Source organism: Mesorhizobium sp. M0410 (assembly GCF_040321435.1).
GTDB lineage: Bacteria > Pseudomonadota > Alphaproteobacteria > Rhizobiales > Rhizobiaceae > Mesorhizobium.
On record NZ_JAMYRN010000009.1, the window covers coordinates 250,580 to 265,280 of the forward strand.

At 61.0% G+C, this 14,701-nt stretch carries 16 protein-coding genes; 1 reads left to right on the forward strand and 15 read right to left on the reverse strand.

All coding sequences use genetic code 11. The features are described from left to right. Window positions 1-43: 43 nt before the first annotated feature. From NKI63_RS16100 to NKI63_RS16170, 15 genes are all read right to left on the reverse strand, one after another. Window positions 44-949 carry an SIR2 family NAD-dependent protein deacylase gene (locus NKI63_RS16100; protein WP_352822240.1) on the reverse strand — a complete coding sequence of 302 codons (906 nt, stop codon included), beginning with the start codon at window positions 947-949 and terminating at the stop codon, window positions 44-46. A gap of 36 nt (window positions 950-985) precedes the next feature. After that, a complete protein-coding gene (gene nifT, locus NKI63_RS16105; protein WP_023678250.1) occupies window positions 986-1,198 on the reverse strand; it encodes a putative nitrogen fixation protein NifT in 213 nt (70 codons plus the stop codon). After that, window positions 1,195-1,515, reverse strand: coding sequence for a nitrogen fixation protein NifZ (locus NKI63_RS16110; RefSeq protein ID WP_352516056.1), 321 nt, complete (start codon window positions 1,513-1,515; stop codon window positions 1,195-1,197). Before NKI63_RS16110 ends, nifT begins: the two co-directional genes overlap by 4 nt. 98 nt (window positions 1,516-1,613) lie before the next feature. Then, window positions 1,614-1,808 (reverse strand): 4Fe-4S dicluster domain-containing protein, encoded by a 195-nt coding sequence (locus NKI63_RS16115; RefSeq protein ID WP_352457023.1) that lies wholly within the window; start codon window positions 1,806-1,808, stop codon window positions 1,614-1,616. Between the two features lie 31 nt (window positions 1,809-1,839). Beyond that, window positions 1,840-3,318, reverse strand: a complete 1,479-nt coding sequence (nifB, locus tag NKI63_RS16120; RefSeq protein WP_352566029.1) for a nitrogenase cofactor biosynthesis protein NifB — start codon at window positions 3,316-3,318, stop codon at window positions 1,840-1,842. Window positions 3,319-3,556: 238 nt separating this feature from the next. Further along, the gene (gene nifA, locus NKI63_RS16125) at window positions 3,557-5,317 is read right to left on the reverse strand and encodes a nif-specific transcriptional activator NifA (protein WP_352822243.1); all 1,761 of its coding nucleotides are present in this window, start codon (window positions 5,315-5,317) and stop codon (window positions 3,557-3,559) included. 181 nt (window positions 5,318-5,498) lie between these two features. After that, the gene (locus tag NKI63_RS16130) at window positions 5,499-5,798 is read right to left on the reverse strand and encodes a ferredoxin family protein (RefSeq protein WP_352480510.1); all 300 of its coding nucleotides are present in this window, start codon (window positions 5,796-5,798) and stop codon (window positions 5,499-5,501) included. An 11-nt stretch (window positions 5,799-5,809) separates the two neighbouring features. After that, on the reverse strand, window positions 5,810-7,117 hold the full coding sequence (locus NKI63_RS16135; protein ID WP_352450801.1) for an FAD-binding protein: 1,308 nt from the start codon (window positions 7,115-7,117) through the stop codon (window positions 5,810-5,812). Window positions 7,118-7,126: 9 nt separating this feature from the next. Then, complete coding sequence (locus NKI63_RS16140; protein WP_352591384.1) at window positions 7,127-8,236, reverse strand: electron transfer flavoprotein subunit alpha/FixB family protein; 1,110 nt, start codon at window positions 8,234-8,236, stop codon at window positions 7,127-7,129. A gap of 18 nt (window positions 8,237-8,254) precedes the next feature. Then, on the reverse strand, window positions 8,255-9,106 hold the full coding sequence (locus NKI63_RS16145; RefSeq protein WP_352822246.1) for an electron transfer flavoprotein subunit beta/FixA family protein: 852 nt from the start codon (window positions 9,104-9,106) through the stop codon (window positions 8,255-8,257). Between the two features lie 187 nt (window positions 9,107-9,293). Beyond that, window positions 9,294-9,674 (reverse strand): nitrogenase stabilizing/protective protein NifW, encoded by a 381-nt coding sequence (gene nifW / locus NKI63_RS16150; RefSeq protein ID WP_352491471.1) that lies wholly within the window; start codon window positions 9,672-9,674, stop codon window positions 9,294-9,296. Continuing rightward, window positions 9,671-10,879, reverse strand: coding sequence for a homocitrate synthase (gene nifV, locus NKI63_RS16155; protein ID WP_352822249.1), 1,209 nt, complete (start codon window positions 10,877-10,879; stop codon window positions 9,671-9,673). Before nifV ends, nifW begins: the two co-directional genes overlap by 4 nt. Further along, a complete protein-coding gene (nifS, locus tag NKI63_RS16160) occupies window positions 10,876-12,093 on the reverse strand; it encodes a cysteine desulfurase NifS (protein ID WP_352822251.1) in 1,218 nt (405 codons plus the stop codon). Before nifS ends, nifV begins: the two co-directional genes overlap by 4 nt. Further along, a complete protein-coding gene (locus NKI63_RS16165) occupies window positions 12,044-12,289 on the reverse strand; it encodes a NifU family protein (protein WP_352472419.1) in 246 nt (81 codons plus the stop codon). The genes nifS and NKI63_RS16165 overlap by 50 nt, the downstream gene beginning before the upstream one ends. Window positions 12,290-12,553: 264 nt before the next feature. Beyond that, the gene (locus tag NKI63_RS16170) at window positions 12,554-12,874 is read right to left on the reverse strand and encodes a HesB/IscA family protein (protein WP_352506805.1); all 321 of its coding nucleotides are present in this window, start codon (window positions 12,872-12,874) and stop codon (window positions 12,554-12,556) included. Between the two features lie 724 nt (window positions 12,875-13,598). Here NKI63_RS16170 and NKI63_RS16175 point away from each other — a divergent pair. Then, window positions 13,599-14,666, forward strand: coding sequence for a hemin-degrading factor (locus NKI63_RS16175; protein ID WP_352494970.1), 1,068 nt, complete (start codon window positions 13,599-13,601; stop codon window positions 14,664-14,666). Window positions 14,667-14,701 lie beyond the last annotated feature (35 nt).

Genomic DNA, 14,701 nt, shown 5'->3' on the forward strand with positions numbered 1-14,701 from the left:
CGAGGCAAGCCGAAGGACCAATCATCAAAGGGGCCCGCCATTGTTAATCCTGTCCACCACCTGCAGCAGTGCCCGTTCCTATAAGCCGAGCCGCGGTTTCACTTACTGGCATGTCGATCACCGTGATTCCGCTTGCCGCAAGGAAACGCGCTTCGTTTCTGGTCAGCGTTTCCGCGTCCATTACCGCGCAATGTGGACCTCGGGAGCGCTTCATGATCTGCCTGGCGTAGGTGCGCAGCATCTGATCGTTGAAGCGGCAGCCAACGAAGAAAAATCCACGGGTGATGCGCCGTTCCTTCACCACGTCTGGGATCGGTGTCTGGATATCGATTTCGGTCAGGACTTCGACATAGTCGGAATCTGCGACGAGAAAGTTTTGCGCCGGCCTAATACTCCCGTGAGGTGTATAGAGAACCGTCTTTGCCCCCGATCGGGGGTCGAGTTCCCTCCCGGACAAATCGTAGGTTTTCGTCCAAATGTTACCGATTTCGTTCGCCCGCGTGACGCCTTGTATCTCAACGACGTCCGTTCGGCCGGTCTCTACGAGAGCCGTGCGCATCGCGCCGTCGTACCAGCTGTCGACGATGAGGGAGAGCGGCAGCCTTGCGAGCCAGGCGTGGAGGAGGGTAGGCGCCACCGGCGCTGCGAATATGTCGGTCATCCAAGCTTGAAGCGTCCGGCGATGCCGGCGCTGTTCGATGAACTGCGCAACCGACCACATATTGGTGCGGATCCTGGAAGGGGCTGGCGCCCGTGCATTGAGTGCCGCGGCAACGACCTCGGGCGTATGCGGCACAGGCGGTTCCGCACAGTTGAACCCAAGAAGACCCGGACCGAGATAGGGGATCACCTGATCGGCGGCGAGCGCTTCCTTCGCCAGGTCAAGCAGCTTTTCGGCAAAACTGTCCCGCACGATGACGAGGTGGCCCGATGTCAGGATCGTGTTCATGCTCGTTCCTCGCGACGCACCTATCAAGGGGCAGCATCAGTCCTCTTCGGAAACCTTCCTTGCCTCGACGGTGATCGGCAGACGCGTATCCCGTGGAAGATCGGGTAGGAGGAGCCGCCACCCGTTCCTGAGCGTCACAGTTCCGCCCCACAACTCTTCCTTCTCGAGCTTGATGATCGGCTCTTCGAGGTCCTTCTTCGGGACATACGCCGACAAGCCAGCATCGGTCCTGCGGATCATGACTTTCATCTGGCCGTCCCTTCATTGGTATTGCTATCAGCACTGCAGGGCGCCTCGGCTTTGTCGAGGCTCATCAGTTCACGCGCTCGCATGCCGACGACGGTGCCACGGTCGATCCATTCGACCGCATAGATGAAGAACTGCTGGAGAAAGGTGCCAATGTCGCGCACATATCCCTCGTCGCCCTTCCGCACGAGATTTTCGCCGATCTCCCTGCCAGGATAGGTGCCGTCATTTTTTATATGGCGAGTGGCACGTACCCGCTCTCCCGGCATGAATCGTGGAGGCCTGCGGATTTCGACCTCCTCTTCGCGTCCGAGCGACATGTCCGTTCCCTGATTTCCCTTGAGGCTGCAGATTGTGAACAAGGCGTTCCAGGCGTCCTGCGCAGGCAGCCCCGAGCATGTCGGCAGCCCAATGTCCGTCACGCAGGAACGCAGGTCTTCGGCACCGGGCATACCGAGGCACATTGCTGCGCATCGAAGACCCCCTCGCACTCGGTGCACTTGTGGGGCTCGATCACGTAGCTCTCGCCTTTGAACTTGATCGCGCCGGAGGGACATTCGAATTCGCAGGCGCCGCATTGGGTGCATTGGGATGCGATGATCTTGAAAGCCATTTTAACTCCTGGTCCGAATGAATGAGACAGCTCAGGCCGTCGCCGCGAGTGCGGGGGTCCCACACGCGGCGGCGTAAATCGCGCTGATTGCGGTCTCGATATAGTCATGGGCATAAGTGTCGGTGGCTCGGATTCCAGCGTCCGCGAGCTGATCCTGCGGGCAGTTTCCGATCTTGGCGCACAGCACGATATCTATGCCTTCAAGCGCTGCGATGACGCCATCGAGGGCGGCTTCTCCGCCCCAGCCGCCGAGGCAATACTGCTCGACCTTCCGATGCCCGACAAAACTGATCCCTCTCGGCGAGGCTTGATAAACCTGGAATTCCTTCGCATGGCCGAAATGTTCATTGACGCGGCCGCCGCCCTTGGTCGCCACCGCGAAGAGAAGGGACTTGCCGGGGCTCGCTGCCTTGACCAATCCGATCGCTTCTCTCCTAGCCGCCATGTGATCACGGCGCTCCTCCGCGACCAGCTCCCGATAGGCCTTGCGATTGCTGGCATCGTAGGTGACCTCGCCGGGGATCCGCTCGAGTGTGAATTCCTGGCCACGATCCTCACCGAGCAGGCCGACGGCATCTGCCCGGCACTGCCGGCAGTGGCGCATCAACTGGGCGCCGCCTTCGACACGATCCTGAAGAGCCTTCATCTCCATTGCGTTTGGGCCGCGTTGCCCGCTCAGTCCGTAGTGCGTGCCGTGCGCCGGGTCCGAAATCAGCGGCATGAGGTTGTGGAGGAACGCGCCTCGCTCCTTGACCCATCTATTCACCTTGATCAGATGCTCATCGTTCACGCCGGGGATCATCACCGAATTGATTTTGGTGAGGATGCCGCGCGCCGTCAGCATCTCCAGACCCAACATCTGCCGCTCGTGCAGGATCCGGGCGGCTTCGATGCCGACGTAGCGGCGATGGTCGTAAAAGATCCAAGGATAGATCTTTGCACCGATCTCAGGGTCGACCATGTTGATGGTGATCGTCACGTGATCGACATTCATGTCGGCAAGCTCATCGACATGGTCCGGCAGCGCGAGCCCATTCGTGGAGATGCAAAACTTGATGTCTGGGATTTCCCTGGCGACTCGTTCGAACGTTGCCTTCGTCTTCTTCCAGTCGTAACAGGCATCGCCAGGTCCGGCGATGCCGAGCACGGAAAGCTGCGGCACCTCGTTGGCGACCGCGATCACCTTGCGTAGCGCCTGGTCGGGCGTCAGCTTTTCGGAGACCACCCCAGGCCGGCTTTCGTTGGCGCAGTTATATTTGCGATTGCAGTAGTTGCACTGGATATTGCAGCCGGGCGCGACCGCGACGTGCATGCGCGCGAAATAGTGATGCGCCTCTTCTGAAAAGCAGGGATGATCCTTGATCTTGTCCCAGACAGCCGGATCCATGTCGTCCGGCTTTATCGACGAGCCGCAGGACGAAGACGCGCAGCCACCGGCTTTCACGGTGGCAAGCAGCTGGTCATTGAATGTCGTGCTGAGGCTCTCAAGCGAAATTGCCGGTGCGGACATCGAACGGCTCCGTTGCTGGGTGAATGTCGCAGTTCAAACCGCAAGAGCTATGCCAGCTCAAAGAGCGGTTTTGGTTCACGAATTGGCTTTCGTGTCGGATTCCGTCGGATTGCTCCGACACACCTTTGTCGGGCTTCCGACAGTGGACAAGCAAATCGGATCGCGAAGGTTACCAGCCTTGGGCGCGCAGAGTGTGAGGGAGACTACTCCGGGCTTACGTTTGACGTCATCACGACGTCTAGAATTTCTTCACCTCGATACCATGCCGGCGCAGCGCGTAGCCGATTTGCCGCGGCGTGAGGCCGAGGATACGAGCCGCCCTGGCCTGAACCCAACCGGCCTTGTCCATCGCGTCGATCAGCCGGTCGCGTTCCGTCAGACGCGGGGGACAAGCGGGATCGTTCGGATCGCCGGCCGCAAGGGGAGATACGTTGCCTGCGGAGGCACCGATGCGACTGGCCGGCAGCCGCAATCCGACCGGCACTGCGTTGACCCGTGCGAGATCGTCGATGGTATTGCCGCCATTCGAGCGGTCGGCTCGCTTCCAGAGGAGCCAGGAAAGGCACTGGCTCTTCTTACAGGCGAAATCGGATGGCGTGATCGTCCTTGAACGCGCAAGTGTCGCCGTCCTTTGGACGCAGTTCTCCAGCTCGCGGACGTTACCAGGGAAGTAGCATTGCGAGATCAGGTCAAGCGCCGACGGCGCGAAGGCGAGTGCGCGATCGTTCTCCTTGTTGAATCGGTTGAGGAACGCGTTCGCAAGGCGTGGAATATCGCCGGGTCGCTCTCTGAGCGGAGGCAGGATAATTGGCACCACATTGATGCGGTAATAAAGGTCGGCCCTGAACTCCCCTTTTATGACGGCCGTCTCGAGGTCCTTGTTGGTGGCGCATATGAGGCGCACGTCGACCTGTAGCGTTTTGGTGCCGCCGACTCGCTCCAACTCGCCTTCCTGCAAGACACGCAACAACTTGGCTTGAAAGGCCGGCGAAATCTCGCCGATTTCATCAAGTAGCAGCGTTCCCTCATTTGCCAATTCAAAACGACCGGCGCGCTGGGAGATAGCACCCGTGAAAGCGCCCTTTTCATGCCCAAACAGTTCTGACTCCAGAACGCTTTCAGACAGTGCGGCGCAGTTCAATTTGACGAAAGACCTCTTCCTCCGACGTGAGAGCTTATGGATGGCTTGCGCAAAGAATTCCTTGCCGGTGCCGCTTTCACCCCGCAGAAGCACGGTGGAATTGGTCCCTGCTACGACCGAGACGGTTTCGAGCACCTGCTTGAGTGCGGGGCTTTCCCCGATGATCCCGTCGATTTTGACATCCGCACGCCGGGCAGGGTCGTAGGTCCTCCCCTCGTTGGGCGATTTCTCCGGTCTCTGCTCATGGACAGACCGCTGACGATCTGTACTCAGGATGCGATGGAGACGGATCGTCCGGCCGACAAGGTTGGCGACCATCGTCAGGAAGTATGTGTCCTCGTCGTCGCGAAAGTCGGTGGCGCCGTCTCCGGCGCGGTCGATCGACAATGTCCCAAGGATTTTATGATCAGCCTTTAGCGGGATACCGATAAAGGCAATTGGGATGGTGCCGCTGCTCGAAGATGTTTGAAGGTCAGCCTGAAATAGTTGGGACCTGCGGACGTCCGGTATGAAGAGCGGCGTCCCCGTAGCGACGATTTGATCTGTTATGGCCTGTGGTATGACGCGGCGAGTGCCTGATTGAGGTGCGTGGGTATCGCCGGCAGTTGCGGCAATCTCCGGCTCTCCTTCAGCGTCCAGGACGACGATTGCTCCGTGACGCATGTGCAGAAACGAAGGCAGGATGTTCACGACATTGGCGAGCGTAATCTCCAGCTCGCTGGGGGCGGTCAGCACCTTCGATATCTCGTAGAGTCCCCTGAGCGCGATATCTGCTTGGGGCATGCTTTTGATGGGCGGTTCAGGGCGGGTATCCCGAGGTGCTACCTCGTCGACCCGATCTTGCGGTACGTGAGCCATGGAAACACCTCAGCGGTTGTCGTCCAGAGTGCTCCTCCTTTTGTGTCTGAGTCTGAATTCTGAAAGCACAGTATTCACGAGCTTCTCTTCGTGGCGCGGCAATTCAAGCAAAGATAGACTTGGCGTTGGTCGCGACCTCAGGTGTACCAAGATTGACCCTCTTGATACGGTGCGTGCGTCCTCATCCGAATTTGAAGAGGACTCCGAAGCCGCCGCGTGGATAGTTCCACTCGATCTCGCCACTGGTCTCGCACAAAATCCGGCAGGTGCCGCACTCCATGCAGCCGTCGGCAGTGATCTCCACTTGACCTTTGTCGTTCAACTCATAACATTTCGCCGGGCAGACGTGGGTCAGCGCGAGCAAGTTCGCGCTTGGCCTCTCGTGCGGTAGCACTTTGATATGCGGACGGCCGGAATCCACCAAGTAGCGGTTCTGGTAAAGCTTGTCCTCGACACGTGACTTCGTCACTGCGATCGTCATTTCGTCTCCCCTCAGCGCCACGCCAATGCAAGGCGGACCGCGTCGCTGACCAGCCCCCAGCGCGAGCGCGCCTTGATGAAGGCCGCCGTGGTCGCCTTTTCCTTCTCGATCTTCGGTGTGCCGTCGACACGCATGAAGTTCTGCGCGGCTTGCGACATCAACCGCGGATAAGTCGTGAAGTAATTGCAGGAATTGGTGTGGAGCAAGGCCGGCATGTCTTTGTATTTCCTTAGGTCCTTGACCACGAAGGACTTGTCTAGCATGGCTTTGTAAAGAGCGAGATTCCGTTTGGTCATAGGACCGTTGCGGCTCTTGACCTCGATGATTGCCTCAGCCGCGATGCGGCCGGAGGTCATGGCGAGGTTCGAACCCTCGCGGTGAATGGCGTTGTTCAGTTGCGCGGCATCGCCGACCACGACCCAACCGTCGCCAAAGAGCTGCGGAATAGCCTTGTAGCCGCCTTCGGGAATGAGATGCGCGGAATATTCTTTCACTTCCGAGCCGGCAATCAGCGGCCGGATCGAAGGATGGGTTTTTAAGGCGTCGAGGAGGACGTAAGGGCTCTCGACCATCGCGGCGAAATCGGAGACGAGGCAGCCAATGCCCAGTGAGATCGACTCCTTGTTGGTGTAGAGGAAGCCGAGCCCGGCCATGCTGCGGGAGGTCGTGCCCACCGCCTCGATCACGCAGCCTTCATCGCCTTTGAGGCCGAACCGCTGCTCAATGACCTCTTCGGGCAGGAAATGCATTTCCTTGACGGCGAGCGCCACGGTTTGCGGCTTCGGCATCTCGCGCAGGCCGGCCCGCGTGCCAAGCAGTCCGCAGACACCTTCTGCGAGGACGACCACGTCCGCGTAGATGGCTCCGCCGGCCCGGTCTGTGCGGACGCCGATCACCCTGTCCTTGGCGTCACGGATGAGTTCCGTCACGGTCGTCTCGCACAGAACCGTCGCGCCGGCCTCGCGCACCTTACGCGAAAACCATTTATCGAACTGGGCACGGATGATCGTGTAGCGGTTGGGCTTCGCCTCATTGAAGTCGTCCGACCGATAGTGAATCCCGGTGTGGGACGTGTCGTCCATCACCCAAAGCCGCTGTTCAACCAAATGCCGCTCAAGAGGCGCATCGTCCCGGAAATCCGGGATGATCTTCTCCAGCATGTTCGCGTACATGATGGCACCCTGGACATTCTTGGACCCCGGATATTCACCCCGCTCCAACTGCAGCACCTTCAGGCCGTGGCTGGCCATGGTGTAAGCAGCTGCGTTTCCGGACATGCCGGCCCCAATAACAATGGCGTCGAATTGTTCCTCGATCATGTCCATCCCTTAGCTCGCAAGCTTGTCGCGACTGTGGGGCGACAGCCGCCGGGTGAAGGCTTCGGTCAGTGCGGGCAGGAAGCGGATCGCGTCGGTGACGATCCCGAGGTGAGCGAAATCGAAAATCGGCGCGTTCGGGTCGGTGTTGATGGCCACGATGAGATCCGCCCCCTCGACGCCAACCCGATGCTGGACGGCGCCGGAAATCCCGGCCGCTATGTAAAGCTTCGGCCGGATGGTCTTGCCAGTTTGGCCGATCTGCCGATCAGCTGGCATCCAGCTCTTCTGGACCAACGGGCGCGAACAGCCATGCTCGGCGCCGATTGCCCGCGCGAGATTCTTCACAAGCTGCAGGTTCTCCGCCGCGCCTAGACCGAGGCCTCCCGCAACCACGACGTCGGCATAGGCAAGATTTGCCTTTGCCGACTGACTATCCGGCAGGAAGCCGAGGATTTTGGTAACGATCTCGTCCTCGGCTACCGAGAGCTTGTGCCGGATGACACGCCCGACCGGTTTATCCGCCCGCTGCGGCATGGGCATGACCCTCGGTCGCACTGTCGCCATCTGGGGGCGGAAATTGAGCGTATAGATCGTGCACAACAAGGAACCGCCGAAAGTCGGACGAGTGGCGGCGAGCGAACCGTCGGTATCCACATCGAGTTCGGTGCAGTCGGCCGTGAGCCCTGTCTGCAAGGTCGTCGCCACGGAGCCGGCAAGATCCCTGCCGAGTGTGGTGGCGCCGAGAAGAAGGATCTCGGGTTTGTGGGTATCGACCAGATCCGTCATCGCCTTGGTGAATGGCTCGTTCCGATAGTCGGCGAGCAGCGGCGCCTCGACGATGTAGACAAGGTCGGCGCCATAAGCGAACGCTTCGGCAACGGCGTTCCCGATGGCCTCTCCCGGCGGTCCAAGCACGACGCCCGCAAGCTGGACCTGAAGCTTGTCTGCTAACTTGCGGCCTTCGCCGAGCAGTTCGAATGATACGGGATGGACCTGGCCGCGTTCGAGCTCGATGAAAACCCAAACGTGCCGGTAGTCTTTGAAATGCGCGGGCAGCTCCTTCTTTATGCCGGCACGGCCGGCTGCAGGGCGAGGGGTTTCTCGGTTCGCGTTCGACATCGTCTGATCCTTGCCCTCTCACGCGCCGCCGTTGAAGGCGAGCTCATGTTCCAATGCCGGCTGGCGGGTGAAGATTGCCGTGATGAGTTCGTCAGCGACATCGCGCAAAGCCATCTCGGCGGTGTCGATTTTTGCCGCCTTTTCCGCCCGCGCAGGAGGGGCGAAAACGCGCTTGACGACCGTCGGTGAACCGCGCAGGCCGCATTTGGTGAGATCCTCAATGCCGGCGTCGGCCGCACTCCATTTCAAGACCTGGCTGCGCGCGGCGCACAGGACGTCCTGGATCGAGCCCCGGCGGATCTCGTTTGTGCCTTCCAGCATGGTGATGAGGCAAGGGAGCCTGCTCTTCAGCATCTGTGTGCCGCCTTCGGAGCGGCGCTCGACCTTGATCTCGCGTGCAGCAAGGTCAATAGACGCGATCTTCGCGACATAGGTCAGTTGCAGGAGTCCGAGGCGCTTGGCGATGCCGGGCCCGACCTGGGCGGTGTCGCCATCGATCGTCTGCTTGCCGGTGAAGACGAGGTCTGGCGTGCCGAACGTCTCGCCAACCTTCGCGATTGCCTGGGAAAGGGCGAACGAGGTCGCCAGCGTGTCGGAGCCGGCAAAATAGCGGTCGGTCAAGAGCACCGCTCGGTCGGCGCCGTAACCGAGCGCCTTGCGCAGCGCGTCCTCTGCCATGGGCGGGCCCATAGTGAGCACGGTGACTTCGCCACCATAGGCGTCGCGCAGTCTGAGGGCTTCTTCGAGGGCGAACAGGTCGTAAGGGTTGATGATAGTCGGAACACCCTGGCGCATGATCGTGTTCGTCACCGGATGGACCCTTATCTGTGCCGAGTCCGGCACCTGCTTGATGCAGATTACGATGTGCATTGGCGGTTTCTCTAGGCTCCTGTCCGGATGCGGGCTTGCGGTTATCTCTTTGGTGCGCATCATTCGTGCCAACTGTTTTGCGCTGCCCCCTATTCCTAGAACTTCGCTTGGTTGCTTCTGGGGGCGCCGTGGTGATGACCGGATTTGTCGGCTTCTCGACATTGTCGCGTCGCAACCCGTGTCGCGGTCATTCCTGTCCGAACCGCTTCAGTACGGAGTCGAACGGGACAAAGGTGCGGCCCGGCGTGGCAGGTTTGTTCGGATCGTGGTCTTTGAGCACCTTGAAGACCCGATGCGTGAGCGGCGAGGAAATCGCGAAGTCCTCGTAAGCGCGTTCGAGCGTCGCGCGCACCCGCGCGGCAATCACCTGGTCGGGCAGACCGGAGAAATCTTCTTCGGCAAGGTATTGGCCCACGCGCTTCATGATATGGAGCCGCGAGACATTCAGCACTTTCGGGTCATAGGAGACGCCAAGGACTGCAAAGAACTCCTCCGCAGCCGACAGGCGCTTCAGTCGTGCGAGGATGTCGGTGACGTCGATGGGGCGGCTGTCAGCGGAACAATTCATTGCATTCTCCCTGGTCGGAAAACTGTGGTGTCGGTGCGCTCGCGCACGGCTGACCTGGACCCGCACAGCTCCGCGAGGGATGCCTCGCTGCACATTCCATCGTAGAGCTCGACCAGTTGAGTTGCAGTGACGGTCGATTTGGTCTCGGCCGCCTCGCGCCGGACGCGGGCCACCATCGCGGCTGCCAGATCCGGGTCGAGATCGCGACCGCTTTCGCTCAGCACATGGGCAATCGCAGTGGCGCCGGAATGCTTGCCGATGACGATACGCCGGCAGCGGCCGACGAGAGCCGGATCGAGCCCCTGATAAGTGCGCGAGTCCTTCAGCAGCCCTGCGACGTGAATGCCGGATTCGTGCGTGAAAACATCGGCGCCGACGACCGGTTTAATGGCCGCGGTCTGCCGGCGGGCGGCCCAAGCCACCTGGGCGGCGAGGTCGGGCAATGCGGTCAGCTCGATGCCGGTATCCGCGCCGTCGAGGACCGCCATCGCGGCGGCCACCTCTTCCAGCGCGGCATTGCCCGCACGCTCGCCGAGCCCCAGGACGGTGACGGAGGCATGGCGCGCGCCTGCGCGGATCGCGGCCAGCGTGTTGGCGGCAGCAAGTCCGAGATCGTTGTGCGCATGAAATTCAAGGTCGATTGGAGACTGCGCCACGAGCTGGGCGACAAGTTCGAAGGTCGAAAACGCATCGAGAACGCCGACTGTGTCGGCTAGCCTGACGCGGCTTGCGCCGGCGCGTGCAGCCGTCTCGATGACGCGGGCGAGATGATCCCGATTGGCCCGCGAGGCATCCTCGCAGCCCACCGCGACGAAGAAGCCGGCGGCGGCTGCGCGTCTGACCATATGTTCGATGACCTGGAGCGCTCCCGCCTTATCGAGGCCGAGCTTGGCGGCAAGTTGGATGTCCGAGGCAGGCAGCGATAGATTGACGGCGTGGACGCCGCTCTCGATCGCTGCATCGAGATCCAGCAACGTCATCCGGCACCAGGCCATGAGCCGAACCGGGAGACACCGCGCGACCACGGCGCGAATTGTTTCGATCTCGTCGGCGCCCATGACCGGCGTGCCGATCTCGATCTCTGTGACGCCGGCCGCCGCAAGAGACTCGGCGATCTCCAGCTTTTCCGTCGTGGTAAAGACGACGCCGGGCGCCTGCTCGCCATCGCGCAAGGTCGTATCGTTGAGAAAGACATGACGGGTCATGGACGGTAGCCTGTTCTGCCGCCGCTCAGGCATAGACCGGATTGAACGTCTTCGGAGCTTCGCTTACCCGGCCCAGAACTGGGAAAGCCACGCAGCTTCTCCACGATTGCCGGCATGACCTCGAGCACCCGGTCGACGTCCGCTTCGCCGTTGTCCCGCGCCAAGGAGAAGCGGACTGCCGCGTGTGGCGTTTTCATCGCGCTCAGGACATGGCTCGGTTCCAGAGAGCCGGAGGTGCAGGCGGAGCCGGAGGAACACGCGATGCCCACGCGGCTGAGGAGGAGTGGAATTCCATCACTTTCGAGATGTTCGAAGGAGATGTTTGCGGTGTTGGGCAACCGTTCCAGGGGATCACCAGTGACACAGGTGCTTGGGATGCGCTGGAGAATCCCGTCCTCTAAACGGTCGCGGAGCGACTTTACCCGTGTGGTCTCGTCGTCCATGAATTTCAAGGCGAGTTCGGCCGCCATGCCGAGCCCGACTATGCCGGGCGTATTCTCGGTGCCAGCACGCCGGTTGTGTTCTTGGTGGCCCCCCTTGATCAGCGAGTGGAAATTGACGCCACGTTTTACGAAAAGCGCGCCGATCCCTTTCGGCCCGTGCAGCTTGTGGCCGGAGAGCGACAGCATGTCGATTGCGGTCGACTTCAGGTCCATCGGAAGCTTGCCGACCGCCTGCACAGCATCGGTATGGAAAAGGGTGCCCACTTCCTTGGCCAACTCGGCAAGCCTGGCCACGGGGAAGATCACACCAGTCTCATTGTTCGCCCACATTATCGAGACGATTGCGACCTGTGGGGTGAGGGCGGCCATATAGGCGTCGAGGTCGAGCCGGCCACGGCAATCCACCGGGATCCTGTGCACCTTGACGCGGCGGGTCTTCTCAAGATGCGCGCAGAGCGTCAGCACGGCGGGATGCTCGACCGCGGACGTCACGATCTCGGTTCGGTTGGGCGCCGCCTCGAGCGCCGAAAGAAGCGCTGCATTGTCGCTTTCTGTCCCACCCGAGGTGAAGGTGATCTCATCGTCGAACTCCGCGCCGATCAGAGCTTGCAACTGCCTCCGCGCCTTTCTCACCGCCGCACTGACTGAGGCGCCAAGAGCGTGCGCCGACGAAGGGTTGCCGAATTGATCCCTAAAGAACGGCAACATCGCTTGCACGACCTCAGGATCGACCCGTGTGGTTGCGTTGTTGTCGAGGTAGACAGGTTTCATGTGCGATCCTCAGTTGACCGGAATGACGCGAGCGCGCGACCGCCTCATTGAGCCTCTGGCGTATGCCGTTGATGATGATGGGCCCGAACTGGCAGCCGGCGCAGACGCCCGAGAGTTTGACGTAGACCGGATCGGCGTCGACATGGACAAGTCCGCAGTCGCCGCCGTCAGCCCGCAGGTAAGGACGCCCGAACACGACAACGTTATCGATAAGCCGAATTTGGCGCAGCGGCGCGATTTGGCGGCCAGCAGCTTGGGTGCCACCAGGAACCGAACTGTTTCGGGAGGCGACGTTCTTTGCGTCCTACCTGAAGCGATTGCCGGTCCCAAGATCGGCTTCGACCTTGCCTTGTTCTTGAGGACAGGGACATCTGTTGTGCCGGCCATATAAGCCTCCTCTGCCGCAAATGAGTCCGTCCGCGGCAATCGCTTCATGGACCCGCACAGGCGCTTCGGGCGATCAACTGAAGGACTTGCCGCAGCCGCACTTCTCGCGCGCGTTGGGGTTATCGAAGACAAAGCCGGAAGATTCGAGCCCGGTGAGGAAGTCGACGGTCATGCCGGCAACATGCGGTTGGGAGCCCGCGTCCACGAACAGCTTGATCCCATCTGTCTCGGTGATCGCGTCGCCCTCGCGCGACACGCTCTCCAGGCCCATTAAGTATTTGAAGCCGGCGCAGCCGCCGGCCTGGACCATGATGCGAAAGCCTTCCGCCGGCTCTTGGGCGCGGGAAAGAGCAGTCTTGATGGCGGCAACAGCGTTGTCGGTGAGCGTAATCATGGCTCCATTCTCCTCAGTCCGGGACCTGCTTGCGCATCACGCTGCATGCACCGTGCCAAAGCGAAAACCGTTTCAACACAGCGCGGCATCTCTGACCCTGCGGTGATTCTTGTGAGTCCATTGCTGCGAAGGTGTCGGCCAACCGACACGTACTGTCGGGTTTGTCGGGTCCGCCACGCGGGATGTTGGGCCTGAGTTGTTGGCTGAACTCACATTAAACCAATGACCATTACAGAAGACTCCTTCTGAGCTTGCTTCGGCGCAATTGGCACGGTTTTTGAAGCTCCACTGGCGAGGTGGCAAGAGACTGCCGATCCACAATCGTGTCGTGGGTGCCCTCGCGATCGATGCGGCGAAGCAAGGGAGCAACATGTCAGGACTGGGTCAGACACGCTTTGTTTGGCGAAGCAGCGCCTCCCGTGGCATCCGAATGACCGATTGGCCGATTGCGACAACACCCACAATCGCTCACCACCGCCCGGTGGCCACCGACCGGCTCGATGAGATTCCATCGGCATGTGCCTGCTCGTGTCACTCGGGTCTCGCCGCTCCGATAGCACCCCCGGTTTTCGCGCGGGTGCGACGACGTGCGCACGCTGTCCAGCGACACTTTGTTCACGGGCCAGCAGCAGATCAGGGTCGAGCATTACGGCGCGCCCGATCGGCTGAAGATTCACCGGCAGGGCAGCTGATCCTCACACGTAGGTGGAAGCAGGGGTAAGACATGGACCAGCGCGAGAAACCGTCGCCGGACGAAATCCGGCGGGCGTGCGAAGACAATCCGAAAATCCGGGAGCATGATCTCGCCGCTCGATTGGGCATTTCGGAAGCCGAATTGGTCGCGGCGCATTGTGGTCACGGCGCGGTGCGCATCGAGCCGCGCGTCGATGATCTGCTGACCGGCCTCGAAGCGGTCGGCGAGGTGATGGCGGTCACCCGCAACCAAAGTGCCGTGCACCAAAAGATCGGCGTCTACGACAAAGTGGTCACCGGCAACCCGCATGCCATGGTGCTCGGCGACGAGATCGACCTGCGCATCTTCCCGAAAGCGTGGGCGTATGGCTTCGCCGTCGAGAAGCGCGAGGGAGCCGAGATCCGCCGCAGCCTGCAATTCTTTGATGCCACCGGCGAGGCGATGCACAAAGTACATCTCAGGCCCGCCTCGAACCTGCACGCCTATCAGAATCTGGCGGCAGAGCTTGTATCCTCCGACCAGGAGCCGATCATATCGGTCGAGGCGAGCGGGGCGCTCGATAATGCAGTGAGTCCAGACCAAGCCGCCACGGTCGACGACCTACGCGAGCACTGGAGCCGGCTGAGCGACGTGCATCAGTTCTACCATATGTTGAAGACCCTGAAGCTCAGCCGCTGCCAGGCGATGCGTATGGCCGACGAGGATTACGCCTGGCTGCTCGACAATGATGCCGTTGGCGCCCTGTTCCAACAGGCGGCCGAAGACGAGATGCCGATCATGTGCTTTGTCGGCAATCGTGGTTGCATCCAGATCCATTCCGGCCCGATCAAGTCGGTCAAGCAGATCGGGCCGCGGATCAATGTGCTCGACGAGAACTTCCATCTCCATCTTAGGACTCATCACATCCGCGAGGTCTGGGCCGTGCGCAAGCCGACGAGGGACGGTCACGTCACGTCCGTTGAAGCCTATGGCGCCGACGGCAAGATGATCGTCCAGTTCTTCGGCACGCGCAAGGAAGGCGAACGCGAGCGCAGCGACTGGCGGTTTCTGGCCGAGAGTCTGCCACGCGTTCCCGGTCCGACCGACCGGGATGTGTAGAGTGCCGACAGGCCCTCGGATTGAACCGGCCGCCA